This window comes from Maribacter spongiicola (assembly GCF_004364165.1).
GTDB lineage: Bacteria > Bacteroidota > Bacteroidia > Flavobacteriales > Flavobacteriaceae > Maribacter > Maribacter spongiicola.
The window spans coordinates 791,884-807,519 of sequence record NZ_SOAY01000011.1; the positions used below are offsets into that span (position 1 = coordinate 791,884).

Below are 15,636 nucleotides of genomic sequence, written 5' to 3' on the forward strand. Positions count from 1 at the left end.
GGGCAGATTGTACCACACATCTATCAAATTGTATAAGTAATAGAGCAAGTACCGCCATAACTTTGTACTCGAATTAGTGAAGCAGTAAAAAAATAACAAAGTAATTATGGAAAATTTACTAAAAAATAAGGATACCCAATTGGTTGAAAGTGCAATGAATATTATTATAAATGAGCACATAAAACTAGTACACACCATAAATTATGATGAAGTAGCCGCACTGATACCTATTATTACCAATTCCAAGCATATTTTTATAATGGGTGCAGGTAGAACAGGGCTGATGATGAAAGCTGCTGCCATGCGTTTAATGCACTTAGGCTATAGCGTTCATGTAGTAGGAGAAACGACTTCACCGGCAATTGCAGAAGGAGACTTATTAATTGCAGGTTCTGGTTCTGGTACAACTGGCGGAATTGTGAATGCTGCAAAAACCGCAAAAAATGTAGGTGCAGATGTCGTCTGTATTACAACCAATAGTAGTTCTCCATTGGCTGAGTTATCAATACAAACAGTATTAATACCTGCTGCACAAAAGCAAAAGCGTGACGAAAATGTTTCTCAACAATATGCGGGTAGCCTTTTTGAACAATCGTTGCTTTTGGTATTTGATGCATTAATACAAACGCTTTGGGATCTTGACGGCAGTTCTGCTTCTGAATTATGGAAACGTCACGCGAATATGGAATAATTAAGAATAGAAAAATAGATAAAAATTAATAACATTTTAAATAGAATATTATGGCAAAATTACAAGTAGCAATAGATTTATTAAACATTGATGACGCTATTGCATTAGCAACAAAAGTAGCTCCGTATATTGATATTATCGAGTTAGGTACACCGCTTATTAAAAGTGAAGGTTTAGCAGGTATTAGAAAGATGAAAGATGCTTTTCCTGATAAATTGGTATTGGCTGATTTTAAAACTGCCGATGCTGGTGAACTAGAAGCTAACATGGCTTTCGGTGCTGGTGCAGACTATATTACAGTTTTAGGTGCAACGGGCGATTCTACAATTGCAGGTGCAGTAAAAGCAGCAAAAGCACATGGTAAAGGTGTGGTTGTAGATACTATCGGTGTAAAAGATAGAGTAAAACGTGCACAAGAAGCTATTGCTTTAGGTGCCGAGTTCGTAGAATTGCATGCTGGTTTAGACGAGCAAGCTGAAGACGGATACTCTATTCAAGTATTAATTGATGAAGCAACAAGAGCAGGGGTGGCAGTTTCCATTGCCGGTGGTGTTAATTTAAGCAGTATTACCGCGGTTAAAAACTCTGGCGTAACAGTTGCAGTAGCTGGTGCAGCTATTTATGGTGCAGAAGACCCTGCTAAAGCTGCCAAAGAATTACAAGAGTTGGCAATGGCTTAAGCAAGTAGAAGGCGATAGTTACACTTTTACAGCAACACAAATCCTCATTAGTTTAATGGGGATTTGTTGTTTTACACCCCTAGTTATATTTCGAAAGCCTTATTGATTTATCACAAAAAATTATAGAATCAAAGCCCAAGATTATAAATATTATTACAAATTTAAATCTTATCTAAACTATTATCAGATAGGATTTAAAATAACCTTACTTAAAGTATTACTCGTAGAACTCAGAAACCTCATCTATTGGTTTTCTTTCAATGTCTGGCACATACGTTGGTGTTTTTGGATAGCCAACTGGTAACAATAAAAATGCGCGTTCATTACTTGGTCGATCTAATAGCTTTGCTAGAAAGTTCATCGGACTCGGAGTATGTGTTAATGTAACCAAACCGGCATTGTGAATCGCTGTAATTAACATTCCTGCAGCAATACCTACAGATTCGTTTACATAGTAATTATTTACCTTTTTACCATCATCATCGAAATCATGTACTTTTTTGAAAATGATGATAAGCCAAGGTGCATCTTCTAAAAAGGGCTTGTACATATTTGTACCCATCGGTTCTAAATCTTTTAACCAACGTTCGCTCATTCTACTTTCATAGCTTTCTTTCTCTTCTGCTTCAGCGGCCTCTCTAATCTTGGTTTTTAAAGCGGAATTAGAAACCGCGCAAAAGGTCCATGGTTGTTTATGTGCACCTGATGGTGCTGTAGATGCCGTTTTAATTAAATTTTCAATCACTTCTTTTGGTACATGGGTATTTGCATACTCCCTTATGGATCTTCGCTCATCTAAAACCTTATAAAATTCCTCGCTCTGTTTTATAAGTTCTACTTGAGACAAGGTATTATCTTTATAAAGTACATGTGTATGTCCATTTACAGATATATGAGATTCGGTCGCCATTTTTCGAGTGTTGTTTAAATTTAAATTTCTACTCTCAAAGATATTGTTTTAAAAAGTTTCTATAAGTTCAGAAATTTAAAATTGACTTCGTTAAGTAATTCGCTATACAAATTTCAAGTAGACTGTTTTTAAAATTACTTAATATTTTAAACCGTAATTTTCTTATGTATACACTAAATAAAAATTACATTTATGACACAAAATATGCACCTTAAACATGTTACATTTTCTTTAATATCAGCAACAAGTAGAATACGATCATCATATGTACAAGCTATATTACAGCAGCTAATCTACATGCCTGATTTATGGCACGTTTAGCATCTAATTCCGCTGCAACATCGGCACCACCTATGACATGTACCTTTATACCCTTTGCTTGCAATGGTTCTAAAAGTTCTTTAAAAGGTAATTGTCCTGCACAGATAACAACAGAATCTACTTCCAGTATTTTTTGCTCGTTATTTTGGGTATAATGCAATCCTTGATCATCTATCTTAGTATACTGCACTTCATTTATAAATTGTACATTTTTCTTTTTCAACGTAGAACGATGTATCCACCCTGTTGTTTTACCAAGATTACCACCAAACTTACCTTTGCTACGCTTAAACATAAAAATCTCTCTCGGCGAAGGGTGTACTTCTGCCTGTATATTCTCAATGCCACTACGAGCTTCTAAGGACTTATCAATTCCCCATTCTTTCAGCCAAGCATCAATATTTAAGGCTGTACTTTCCCCTTCATGGGCTAAATATTCTGAGACATCAAAACCGATTCCGCCTGCGCCAATAACCGCAACGCGTTTACCCACAGGTTTTTTCAACTTTAATACATCAATATAATTCAGGACTTTGGGATGGTCTACACCATCAATTTTCGGAGTCCTTGGTTGTATTCCGGTCGCAACAATAACTTCATCAAAATCACCAATTTGCAAGTCTTCTGCAGTTACGCGTGTATTCAATTTCACCGTTACATTATGAAGCTCTAATTGTTTATTAAAATAGCGAATAGTTTCGTAGAACTCTTCTTTACCAGGTATTTGCTTTGCAAGGTTAAATTGTCCGCCTATTTCTTTTTCACCATCAAATAGTGTAACATCATGCCCACGTTGTGCTGCTACTGTTGATGCTGCCAATCCTGCCGGACCAGCTCCTACAACGGCTATTCTTTTCTTTGTTTCTGTTGGGTTATAATTCAGTTCCGTTTCATGACATGCCCGCGGATTTACCAAACAACTAGCCACCTTACGTTGAAAAACATGATCTAAACAGGCTTGATTGCAACCTATACACGTATTTATTTCATCTGCCTTTTCAGCTTCAGCCTTATTTACCCATTCTGGATCTGCTAAAAATGGTCGTGCCATTGAAATCATATCCGCATGACCTTCCGCTAAAACTTTTTCAGCAGTTTCGGGCATATTTATTCTGTTCGAAGTTATTAACGGAATAGATAATTCTTCTTTCATCTTTTTGGTCACCCAAGTAAATGCAGCCCTGGGTACCGATGTTGCAATAGTGGGTATGCGTGCTTCATGCCAGCCAATTCCTGTATTTATAATAGTCGCACCAGCTTTTTCTATTTCTTTACCCAAAGCAACCACTTCTTGCCAAGTGCTTCCTTTTTCTACCAAATCTAACATTGACAAACGATAGATAATAATAAACTCCTTACCAACCGCTTCACGTGTTTGCTTTACTAAATCTATTGGTAAACGCATTCGATTTTCATAGCTTTCACCATAGTTATCGGTACGTTTATTTGTTCTTTCTACAATAAATTGATTTATTAAATAACCTTCAGAACCCATAATTTCTACACCATCATAACCCGCTAATTTTGAAAGTTTAGCAGAATTTACAAAATCACGAATGGTACGATTAATGCCAGATTGGTTGAGCTTAAATGGCTTGAAAGGGGAGATGGGAGATTTTATTGCGGAAGGGGCAACTGCAAAAGGATGATACCCATACCGACCGGCATGTAATATTTGCATACAAATTTTACCGCCTTCTTTATGTACGGCATCAGTTATAACCTTATGATGTTTCGCATGTTTTTTAGAACTCATTCGCGCTGAGAAAGGACCTGTCCAACCTTGTACGTTGGGCGCTATTCCGCCAGTTACAATTAACCCGACTCCGCCCTTTGCACGTTCGGCATAATATGCGGCAATTTTCTCTATACCATCTTTTTCTTCTTCTAATCCGGTATGCATCGAACCCATTAATATTCGATTTTTAAGGGTGGTAAATCCTAAATCTAGTGGCTCAAAAATATGGGTGTACTTGGTCATTACTTGTTACTTTTTAGTTACTTTTTTATTATGCATGCATAATAATTAACAAGATACGTTTTTAATTTTTGAAAACTAATTAAACATTTTTTAGCGAGTACTGAGCTTATTTTCAATCATACAGTTAGATTTTGAATATGCTCATTTCTTAAGCAGTATGTTTAAAACCTAACTGCCAGAATTAAAAAACCCCTATAAACTAAAAGTTTTATAGGGGTTTTCTTTATTTCTGAAAGAACTTAACCTTTTGTAATTATTCTTTTATAGCACGCGTAAATTTGTACGTAATACCAAAGTTAATACCGAAAGATGAATAAGGCACTTTTTGAGATAATTCATTTGAAGTATCTGTATTTGTATTCGATAATTCATCTACGTACGTGGTTTTATTATTTATACCCTCTGGTAAATTATCGATAGTATATAATCCGCTAACCGCAACTGTACCATCAGGAAGTTTAACATCAGTATTAAATTCAGAAATCTCAGAATCTTTACGCTTTAAACTGATTCCGTAATACTCTACTTCAGCAAAAAGACTGAAATTAGAATCTAAGTCATACTTATAACCAAGTGCACCTACGAAACCTAAAGGAAAATGTCCGTGAAAATCTTCCTTATAATTTGTTTCAGAATAAGAACCGTTAGGTACACCTAAGGCTTCTGCTTCTTGCTCTGAAAAAACCGATTTTTGATAGATAACTCCCTCAGTTTTACCACCTAATTTTAATAAGGCTCCAAAACGACCGTAAATATTATTAGTAAACTTATATACTACAGATGCGGAAGCACCAAAAGCTCGCGCTCTTGCTATAGCATTTACCTCGGTACTTGGAAAATCAATAATCGATATGTCTTGACCCGTACCATGTAAATAACCCACACCTAAGTCAAAACCGAAAGAATCGTCGAAAAAATAAGTTCCTCTAAGTTGAAAATTTGTTCCTTCACCGTAACTTCCATAAGAGTTTTCAGTAGAAGTAGCATTAACGCGTTCTCCTAATTTCATGGTCGCGCTACCTATTGCGTATCCAGAACTAGCAGATACTTGCCATTGACTGTAAGACATCGTGCTAATTAAAACAGCTGCACAAACAGCTACTAAGTGTTTCATAATAAATGATTTAGATTTGTAAAAACTATTAAAACTTAACCCTTTAGTAATACGAACGCACATAGTTAATTAACAATACTTTACGACGTATATCATAATGTATTACTAAACACAATAAGCGTCTGATTTAAAATCGGGATATCAAAGTTACTTTTTTAGGGAAAGTTCTTACATCTAAAGGCATGGTTTAACACTCTATTTGAAATTTATAACTGATTTTCTCCTCTGTATTACTAATTAAGCAATACAAAATCGATATAGCACACTTTATTGTAATTTATTGGGAGTCGATAATTCAGTTTTTGTTTAACCTCAGTCATTTTTATTGGACCTATATACACTGACGTAATGTATTTAGACCACAATTTCGAGAAATAATTATGAATGATATATTCTAAACGCTCCATACCACCAAACTTAAATAAAGGTAATTACGCATGCTGTCAATATGGTTGCTAGAAATAGATTTGCAAATGCACAATTAGCAAACAGATGGTTCTTGACCTGTAGATATATATTAGCTTCTTACTGCCTTTGTTTATCGGCTATAAATACCTGTCTTATTTATTGGCGCCGTTATATGGAAGATAACGGAAATAAAAAAACCTATAGTTTCCTATAGGTTTTTTTATATTTAATGATAGTTTTTATTCTAATTTAATTACTACAATTTTCATTGTAATACAAAACAATAGCAGCTAATTCTGCGCCTTTACCATATTCATCATCTTTGAAATCACCATCATTCATTTTTTGAATAAGTGATTTACAATCTCCTAATTGTTTTTTCACCTTTTTCTTGTATCCTATCCAATCTACATCACCAACAATTAGGCGGTACACTTGTTCAATATTGTTAGCGCCTGGCTTTTTAATAAAATATTTAATAATAGTGCCTCTACTAGTAGGTCCTCGAACAACCCTTCTTGAAACTTGTGTGCTTTGACTTGCTGTTAGTTTACCACTTTGAGCATAAGAAGTCTCGTTTTCAACCTTCATACTACCGTAGTTTGTTTGAATGTTTCGTGCCACTAACATTGTTTCTCCAGAAATTATCACCTGAAATTCTTCTAATTTCTTAGAATTTGGTGAGCTTCTAAAATATTCAATATCACCTGTTTTTATATGTTCTATATCTTCATGATCAATTTTCTCAGGTTGCGAAGCTTCAATTTCAGTAAAGAGAATTTTACTTCCCTTATTCTCAATAAGGCCTTCTTTAATATCTCCATTTTTAAAAGTTACTACACCTTTGTTTTGTGCGAAAACATTTGAAATAAAAATAAAAAATACGGCAAACGATAACATCTTGAAATTCATTGATAATGGTTTTGAAATTTATAAGATACTAGAACGTACTTTTATCAGAAAAATTACTTTTTAAAAATTGCTGTATCATATTAAAGACTACTTCATATGTATAGGCTTAAGCCCAATAAACAGTAACGTATAAATAAACAAAAGAAGTAGATACCACGTATTACTTACCAAATCTATATAATCGATTTTCCCTTTGGAGAAGCTTAAAATCATTAAAACCTGAGCTCCATAAGGGAGTAAGCCTTGAAAAATACAAGCAAAAATATCTAAGATTGATGCCGTCTTTTTATTATCCAAATGATACTCGTCATTTATAGTCTTTGCAATAGGACCAGCAATAATAATAGACACCGTATTATTTGCAATTGCCATGTTAATGGTACTCACTAAAGTCGCAATACCAAACTGGGCAGATTTCTTATTTTTAATCAGCTTTTTAATATTGACCAGTATAAATTCAATTCCGCCATTTCTTTCCACTAAGGCAGCTAGCCCACCAGTTAACAAAGACAGCAGAAATATTTCGGTCATATTGGTAAATCCGGTATAGGCGATTTTGGTTGATTCTATTAATGAGAAATCACCATAAGCGATTCCTAATGCACCTGCTGCAATTGTACCTAACAACAAGGTTACAAAGACATTGACTCCCACGACCGAAAGAACAATCACCAATACATATGGCAATATTTTAATGATAGAATAATTGTAAACTGTAGTTTGGTTTACATCAGATTCCAATCCTATTCCCTGAAATACTAAAATAGCAATGGTGAATAATGCTGCAGGCACCGCTATTTTGATATTCTGTTTAAATTTATCGCTCATTTTGCATCCCAAAGACTGAGTCGCGGCAATTGTGGTATCTGAGATAACAGATAAATTATCTCCAAACATACTACCACCTAACAAAGCACCACATAGTATTGCCAAATCTGCACTGCTTTCATCTGCAAAACCAACTACAATTGGTGCCAATGCTACAATTGCACCAACAGATGTTCCAGTAGAAACCGATAAAAATCCTGCAATAATGAAGATCCCTACATAAATATATTGAATAGCTATAACATCTAACCCAAGGTTAACGATGGCATCTACACTTCCCGTTTCGTTTGTAATAGCAGCAAAAGCACCTGCTAGCAAATAAATAAGGCACATGGTCAATATTTTATCATCGCCACAACCTTTTAACAGAGTGTTAATTTTGGAAGTAATGCTTTGTTTAAAAAGTAAAAATGCTACAATTATACCGACAATTACCGCAATAGGAGCGGGTAGTGCATAGAAATCGTTTTGATAGATACCTACGCCTAAAAACGTAAATACAAATACGAATAAGGGTATTAAAGCTGAAAATTTTGGTATAATCTTTTTAGTGCTTTCCATTTCTCTTTCTTCATTTTCAAAAAAGGAAATAGCTATAAATTAGAAGAATCATGTGTTAACATTTGTTCCAATTAATGGCTTATCTATTTAGCACCTTGCTTGTTATTGCAGGTTGCTATCTCCTTTTTCGAGATTCTTGATAACAATTTTAAGGCGGCAAATGTAGTCTATAAATGCATCTTGTAAATCTTAAAAAAGGTTAATATTTCACTTTTTAATTTGGAGGAAATAAACGTAAAAAGAAATTCAATATGATGGTAATGACGAGCGTTATAAATTAACAATCACTTGTTTCATCTGCGAAGACGTTACAATAACTGATGCAACTGATGTTATAAATATGGTGTCAAATGATATTATTATAGGCGCGTTGAGCATTTACTATGGTTTAAATTATTATTGGCCATAACAAGTTCGAATTTCAAAATCCTTATAATTATTAAGAATTTTGAAATTCAAAATTATGCGCTTACTTTTTTTCCATAAATATTGGCGTAAACTAAATCTATGGCATTATGAAGTTCACTTTTTGTAAATGGCTTTCTTACAAAATCAACACAGCCAAGTTCTCTGGCAACAACTTCAAATTCTTGTTTGGTAGAACTTGATATAAATGGCAAACGATCTGCGAACATTTCTAGAAAAGAGAGTCCGTTCATACCTGGCATCTCAATATCTGACATTACAACTTGTGGTTTCGCTATTTGTATATGTACCCAAGCATCATAAGAGTCTTCAAAGGTAAGGACACTACGCACTAACGGGTGATTTTTGGCAAGCTTTTCGGCTAATGACAACCATAAAGGGGAATCATCTACTATTATTAGTTCAAGTTTCATTAATCTGCTTTCGGGGTTTGAGTGCCGAAAAGTACTTTAATGCCTTAGTATGAAAAAGTAATTCAGATGAACAGCTTAAAAATATCTTTATATGTTAATATTACACTTTAAAAATGACCTTTTTGTTACGTATAACTAATTCTATTATCTAATTTTTCTACCAATTATGCTTCGGTAAAATCAACATTTAACGAACCATTCACCAATCTATTTTCATTATCTATACCACTAAACACACCTTCTTGGTTTCTACTATTATTTTTTAAATAGTAGCTTTTAAAGTAGATATTTACACGTTCCAAAGCTATAATCCCAGAGAAGTTAAATCTGAAATTAATTACAGATCCTTTGTTCAACAGTTCTATTCGGTCCTTTTCTATATAGACATTATCGGTAAGTGTTACTATTTCAAAATTGGACTTCAAAATTTTGAATTTCAATTTTTCCTGAAATCCGTCAACAAAGTCAAAAGTTACATTATAGGTGCCTGGTAGTTTGCCATAAAGTGATGCGTACGGACTATTGCTTGATAGTTCTAGTGCATGTTTTGGAACAACACTAGGGTTTACAATACGCTTGTTTCTTATTTCCATAGCTATATAAGGAGGTATGCTAGGGTCCATAGATTTTTGTTCCATTTCTCGCTTACTCTCACATTTTTCTAAAATGGAACGGCCGGCAACAGTATTTGTAAATAGATCGAATGTGCAATAGGTACCGATCAAGTATTTAATGTTAGATGGCGCTCGGTGTCCTAAATAATAGATTTCACTAGCCCCATCAATATATCTGTCCCCAGAAAGGGTATTTGTCTTAATGGTCAAGGTATCTCCTTGGCGTTTTATATTGCCGTGGCTATAATATTCACGCATGGTACCATCTTCTAAGGGATACATAAAAATATGCTGAATCTTTTTCCAATTTTTAGAAATGATACTTTGCCCTTTTAAAATGGTATTGTCTTCCCCGAAATAGTAATTGATATAATAATAGGTAATGTCTTCATCATTACTTTTAAGAAGGGTTAACTGCTTATCGAACTCATCTTCAGAGGGTTTGTTTTCTGCAAGAAATACTTCGTAGTCTTGATATCCTAAAAAAAGTAAGATGATGGTTTTATAATAATGATTCAGTTTTATAAGTGGTTTCCCTTTTTCAAATTCTCGAAACTTATCATATAAGTACTTTCCATTTATAAACTCGGACCCTAAAGCTTCAAAATCGTTTTTAAGACTAGGTTTGTTTTCATCAAAAGCACCATAACCATACAATTGAAACGTTTTTGGTAATTGGGTAAGTTTATGTTTTTTTATAAACTCATCATGTATCTTGTCTATTAAAATTTTAAAGTACTCTGAAGTAAAAACCAATGACCCTGAACCTGTTATCATAAATTCCTATTTTAAGAATAAAATTATTAAAAATATTTTTAGTATTAAGAATTAATAAGAATTAATAGATGTGTTTCTACATTTAGCAAACAAACTAATCTAAACAGATCATGAAAAAACTATTCTTACTTATTTGTTTTCTGGTTTCTACCTTCGGTTTTTCACAAACTTTGGTGACTGGTAAAATTACAGATCAAAATGGCGAACCGTTGCCCGGAGCCAGTGTTAGCGAAAAAGGCACATCTAATGGTGTAATTTCAGATTTTAACGGAAATTTTGATATTAGCATTGCATCTACCGAAGCAATACTATCTGTCGCTTTTATTGGGTTTGAAACTCAAGAAATAACAGTTTCAGGGCAATCTCAAATTGATGTTGAATTGGTAGAAACCGCTGTTTCATTAACTGGTGTTACCGTACAAGGGTTCTCTGGTGTTATGGGTAAATCTTGTAAGCGAACAGAATCTATACAAACTACGCCAGAATCTGTTACGGCTTTGAATGCGGAAGGCATTGAAAGTGCCGGTATTACAGATGTAAGTTCATTTTCAACTTTAGTACCAAACTTAAAATTCAATTCTTCGCAATCTATTGGTCTAAATTTTATTACGGTTCGTGGTATTCCGCAAGTTAGGGGAGGCGATGCTCCATTGGCTTTCGTTATTGATGGTGTTACCATACCTGATCCAAGTTTATTAAGTCAAGATTTGTATGACTTGGCTTTGGTTGAAGTGGTTAAAGGTCCGCAAGGTGCCTTATATGGTAAAAATGCAATTGGTGGCGCGGTTAATATTTACACAAAAGACCCTACCAATAAAATGAACAACCAAATTAAATTAGGTGTTGGTAATGGCGGATTTAAACAAGCACAGTTTGTATCATCTGGGGCTATAGCGAAAGACAAATTGTTCTATCGTTTTTCAACACAATATAAAGATTTTGATGGTTTACTTACCAATGAATTTCTTAATGAAAAAGTTGATTTTAGAGAAGACATTAATGTAAGAGGTCAATTGAAAGCAAAATTATCTTCTAACTTCTCAGTTACGGGTTCTTATCAGTATTTTAATATTGAAGGTGGTGCAACATATTATTCGGTAAATCCAACTGGTACAGATGGTGAATTTACGGGTGGTATTTTAGACCCCAATCCGTCTGATGGTAATAATGTAATATTTTCTGATGTGCTGGGAAGGTCGGATATGACAAATAACTACGGTACCTTAAAAATGGATTATAACCTTACCGGTGTTAAATTACAGAGTATCACTTCTATCAATAAAGTAGAACGTTCTACTAATGGAGATTTAGATTTTCTTGAGTTGGACGGCTTAACACAAGGTGAAGAAATCACTTCCAAAACATTCAACCAAGAAATTAGAATCAATAATTCAAAATCGGACACTAAGTTTGATTGGAGTTTAGGCGGATTCTATCAAAAAATAGAAAAAGACTTTTACCAAAACGGGACTACAGGTGTTGATTTTGGCGGTCCAGATGCTTACGATACAGCAGACTATATTAACGAAACCCAAACTATCGCTTTATTCGGATTCGGAGATTACAAACTAACCGATAAATTAACCCTTTCTGCAGGATTCCGTTTAGATATGGACAACTTTACACAAGATGATGTATTGTTTGTTACCAATTCAGAAAGAGATAATAGCGAGTTTCAACCTAAAGTCTCTTTATCATATCAAGCGAATAAAAATGTTTTGATGTATGCAAACTATGGTCGTGGTTATAGAAATGGCGGATTTAATGCACAGCCAACTAATCTGTTCAATAGAGAGTTTGACGATGAAACATCAGACAATTATGAATTAGGATTTAAAACTACTTCATGGAACGATCGCTTTATACTTAACGGTTCTGTATTCTATTCTACTTTAAATAACCAACAACAATATATTTTAGACCTAACCACTTTTATTGCAGGTGTTTATAATTATGATAAGAGTGATGTATTCGGTTTTGAGTTGGAATCTCGTGCTAGACTTTCAAACTTCTTAGATGTATTTGCCAATGTAGGTGTAACAGATGCTAAAATTGTAGAAGGTGGTACTACTGGTGGTGACGATGGTACTTTTACAAACAATTCAGCTTACGATGGTCAAAAAACACCGTTTGTACCTGTAAGTACTTTCGCTGTTGGTTTAGAATCTTCATTCAATATTACCGATGATTTAAAATTCAACGGATTCTTAAACCTAGATACTACAGGAAAAACCTACTGGCATGAAAGTAATAGAGATGCTTTTACAACAGATGCTTATTCTTTATTAGATGCTCGTTTGGGACTATCATACAAAAACTGGAAACTTGAACTTTGGGGCAAGAACTTGACCGATAAAGCATATTACCAAGAATTCTCACCTGGTGAATTTGTTGGGAGTCCTGATGATGTTGCCTGGAGAGGTCAACCATTAACCGTAGGTACTGCAATTTCTGTTAAATTCTAAGTACACGTCAACCATTAACTGATATTTATGGGCATTGTCTTAGGATGCCCTTATCATACTTTTTTCAAATACATATGGAAACTAAAAGAGAACGTTTTTCAAGAATATTAATGGAAGATATGTTTCAGGTACAACCTGGAGAAACCATTGCCATTACATCAGATTTAGGTACAGATAGAGCTACTATAGATGCTATGGCGCAAGCTGCACAAAATGCTGGTGCATTGCCATTGGTCATGTACATTCCTCAAGCTGAAAAAGACAGTCAAGCCGGAATGAAAGATTGGCCTTCTGAAGCATTAACCGCAGCCTTATTAAAAGCTGATGTATGGATTGAAGCTAATGCGGTAGTGCTATTATATTCAGACATCTGGGAAACAGCTATGAGAGATAATAAAAAACTGCGCTACTTAATAATAGCAGAAAGCTCTATAGATTCGCTAGATCGCGTGTTTACGGGTTATGAAATTCCCATTTTAAAGAAACTTCTGTCTAAAGTAACCAGTATGGTCAAAACGGCAAATACGGTACGCATCACCAGTGAAAACGGAACAGATGTATCTTACGATATCGATATCAATTACACGTTCGATTATGATGATGGCGATTTTTCCATGCCTAAGTTTGGTACAGCACCAGGTTTTGTAAATGTGGTTCCAAAATTAGATAGTATGAACGGGCGTATTGTTTTCGATTATTTACAACATGCAAAACTCACTAATAAAGTTGCATTTGTAATGAAAGATGGTAAAATTGTTGATGTAGAAGGGGAGGGCGCTGCTCAGTTTAAAGAATACCTTAGTTCTTTTGAAGACGAGAACATGTATAAGATTTCTCATAATATGATAGGTCTTAATCCGAAAGTTCACGCCATTACAGGTGAACTTGTTGAAGACGAACGTATTTGGGGCGGTGTAGATTTCGGATTTGGACACACAAGCGCTATGGACATGCCGCCATTCGGACAAATGGCAAAATCGCATTTTGACGGAGTGGTAGCGAAAACCAGCATTTATTTTGATGAAATACAAATTACCGATAATGGCGAAGTTTGTCATGAAGAATTGAGACCTTTAGCTGAGAGCTTATTAAGCGCCACAAATGTCTAACCAAGCAGATCAATACGCAACTACCAAAGTTCAACCCAAAGACTTCGTTTCTGGTTGGGTAGTTGCGTTGATTATTGCCAGTACCGGGTTATCCGTATCTACCTTGTTTTTAGGCTCTGAAATTGCACTTGGTCTTGGTTTTAAAGATGCTCTTATCGCATTTGGTATTTCTACCTTGGTATTGACCATTATGTGTATGGCGACTACCCTAATAGGTAACCGTTCACGATTATCTACCTACATGATTCTCCATTTTAGTTTTGGAGAACACGGAGCAAAGATTGTCAATTTTATTTTTGGAGTAACCTTGGTCGGGTGGTTTGCCGTAGCATTAGAATTGTTGGGTATTGCTATTTTTGACACTACCGAAAGCACCTTTAGCTTTACAATTTCAAAAGAACTGATTATTATCGCAACTAGTCTGTTTATTACGATTACCACGGTATATGGAATTAGAAGTATTGAAAAAGTCGCGAATATTTCTATTCCTGTTTTAACCGCTTTTCTAGGTTATGTTTTTTATCTGTCTCTAGAAAAATTAGAAAGTCCATCAGCACTGTTCAACTATGTGCCAGAAGAAAGTTCAATGACGCTTTTTAAGGCAACTTCAATTTTAGTAGGCGCTGCGGTTTTATTCCCTGTATTAATGGCAGATTTTTCTAGATTCGTAAAAACCGACAAACAAAGTCTAGCCTCCGTTTTAGGATTAACCATTGGTACTCCGCTTGCCTATATTTTAAGTGCAGTACCTTCTATACAAACTGGTGAAGTAGATATCATAAAAATAATGGGTGAGTATAACTTGGTGATTCCTGCTTTTCTATTGTTGTTTATATCTACATGGAGTACCAACGCTACTAACCTCTATTCTGCAAGCTTAACGTTTACCACCATTAATAAAAAATGGACCTTTAAAAATGTAGTTATTGTTTCAAGTATTTTCGGAACCCTATTGGCTCTGCTAGGTTTCGCTACCTACCTTTTTGAATTCTTAGAATTTTTAGGTATTCTAGCCCCAGCAATTTCTTCTATCTATTTTATTCATTTCTTTTGGATAAAAAGACAACAGTACAACCTTGAAGATATTGTTAAATGGGAACCTGCAGCTTTAATTAGTTGGGTTTTGAGTTCACTGATCAGTATGCTAACTTACTTTGAAGTATTTCAGATTACAGGTGCTTATTTTCTTGATTCGTTTCTATTGGGAGCGGTTATTTATTTAGCCTTTAAATGGAAAGCAATTTTTAGGCCTACTGATTGATTTTATTTTTATAGCATGAGATTTATTCTTTTTTGTAATTATAGCAAAAGTTTACCTGGCGCAACTTAAAATAGCAATTAGAATTAAATATATTTATTGGTATGAAAACGATTATAAGTTTTGATAACAAAATAGTAGCATATACTGAAATAAATACAAGATTAT

The 15,636-nt window shown here is 34.5% G+C and carries 12 protein-coding genes and 1 riboswitch; of the genes, 5 read left to right on the plus strand and 7 right to left on the minus strand.

The genetic code is table 11. From position 1 onward, the window contains the following. The first annotated feature begins 106 nt into the window (after positions 1-106). A complete protein-coding gene (hxlB, locus tag CLV90_RS11755; protein WP_133687665.1) occupies positions 107-691 on the plus strand; it encodes a 6-phospho-3-hexuloisomerase in 585 nt (194 codons plus the stop codon). Positions 692-741: 50 nt separating this feature from the next. After that, on the plus strand, positions 742-1,371 hold the full coding sequence (gene hxlA, locus CLV90_RS11760) for a 3-hexulose-6-phosphate synthase (protein WP_133687666.1): 630 nt from the start codon (positions 742-744) through the stop codon (positions 1,369-1,371). 217 nt (positions 1,372-1,588) lie between these two features. Here hxlA and CLV90_RS11765 read toward each other — a convergent pair whose 3' ends face one another. The 7 genes from CLV90_RS11765 to CLV90_RS11795 all read right to left on the minus strand — a co-directional run bounded on the left by CLV90_RS11765 (position 1,589) and on the right by CLV90_RS11795 (position 10,636). Further along, positions 1,589-2,281, minus strand: a complete 693-nt coding sequence (locus tag CLV90_RS11765) for a nitroreductase family protein (protein ID WP_133687667.1) — start codon at positions 2,279-2,281, stop codon at positions 1,589-1,591. A 274-nt stretch (positions 2,282-2,555) separates the two neighbouring features. Further along, a complete protein-coding gene (locus CLV90_RS11770; protein ID WP_133687668.1) occupies positions 2,556-4,583 on the minus strand; it encodes an NADPH-dependent 2,4-dienoyl-CoA reductase in 2,028 nt (675 codons plus the stop codon). A 253-nt stretch (positions 4,584-4,836) separates the two neighbouring features. Then, positions 4,837-5,697, minus strand: a complete 861-nt coding sequence (locus CLV90_RS11775) for an outer membrane beta-barrel protein (RefSeq protein ID WP_133687669.1) — start codon at positions 5,695-5,697, stop codon at positions 4,837-4,839. A gap of 657 nt (positions 5,698-6,354) precedes the next feature. Continuing rightward, entirely contained in the window at positions 6,355-7,017 is a 663-nt protein-coding gene (locus tag CLV90_RS11780; RefSeq protein WP_133687670.1) for a hypothetical protein, read from the minus strand. An 87-nt stretch (positions 7,018-7,104) separates the two neighbouring features. Next, positions 7,105-8,406: a Na+/H+ antiporter NhaC family protein gene (locus CLV90_RS11785; RefSeq protein WP_133687671.1), complete on the minus strand. Its 1,302-nt coding sequence runs from the start codon at positions 8,404-8,406 to the stop codon at positions 7,105-7,107. A gap of 51 nt (positions 8,407-8,457) precedes the next feature. Further along, positions 8,458-8,554: riboswitch (SAM-I-IV-variant riboswitch) on the minus strand. A 313-nt stretch (positions 8,555-8,867) separates the two neighbouring features. Then, positions 8,868-9,245 (minus strand): response regulator, encoded by a 378-nt coding sequence (locus tag CLV90_RS11790; protein ID WP_133687672.1) that lies wholly within the window; start codon positions 9,243-9,245, stop codon positions 8,868-8,870. Positions 9,246-9,409: 164 nt separating this feature from the next. Further along, positions 9,410-10,636, minus strand: a complete 1,227-nt coding sequence (locus tag CLV90_RS11795; RefSeq protein WP_133687673.1) for a hypothetical protein — start codon at positions 10,634-10,636, stop codon at positions 9,410-9,412. Positions 10,637-10,746: 110 nt separating this feature from the next. Between CLV90_RS11795 and CLV90_RS11800 the strand changes: the two genes are divergently transcribed. The 3 genes from CLV90_RS11800 to CLV90_RS11810 all read left to right on the plus strand — a co-directional run bounded on the left by CLV90_RS11800 (position 10,747) and on the right by CLV90_RS11810 (position 15,471). Continuing rightward, complete coding sequence (locus CLV90_RS11800) at positions 10,747-13,101, plus strand: TonB-dependent receptor (protein ID WP_133687674.1); 2,355 nt, start codon at positions 10,747-10,749, stop codon at positions 13,099-13,101. A gap of 74 nt (positions 13,102-13,175) precedes the next feature. Next, positions 13,176-14,210, plus strand: coding sequence for a M29 family metallopeptidase (locus CLV90_RS11805; protein ID WP_133687675.1), 1,035 nt, complete (start codon positions 13,176-13,178; stop codon positions 14,208-14,210). Beyond that, on the plus strand, positions 14,203-15,471 hold the full coding sequence (locus tag CLV90_RS11810; RefSeq protein ID WP_133687676.1) for a purine-cytosine permease family protein: 1,269 nt from the start codon (positions 14,203-14,205) through the stop codon (positions 15,469-15,471). The genes CLV90_RS11805 and CLV90_RS11810 overlap by 8 nt, the downstream gene beginning before the upstream one ends. The last annotated feature ends 165 nt before the right edge of the window (positions 15,472-15,636 follow it).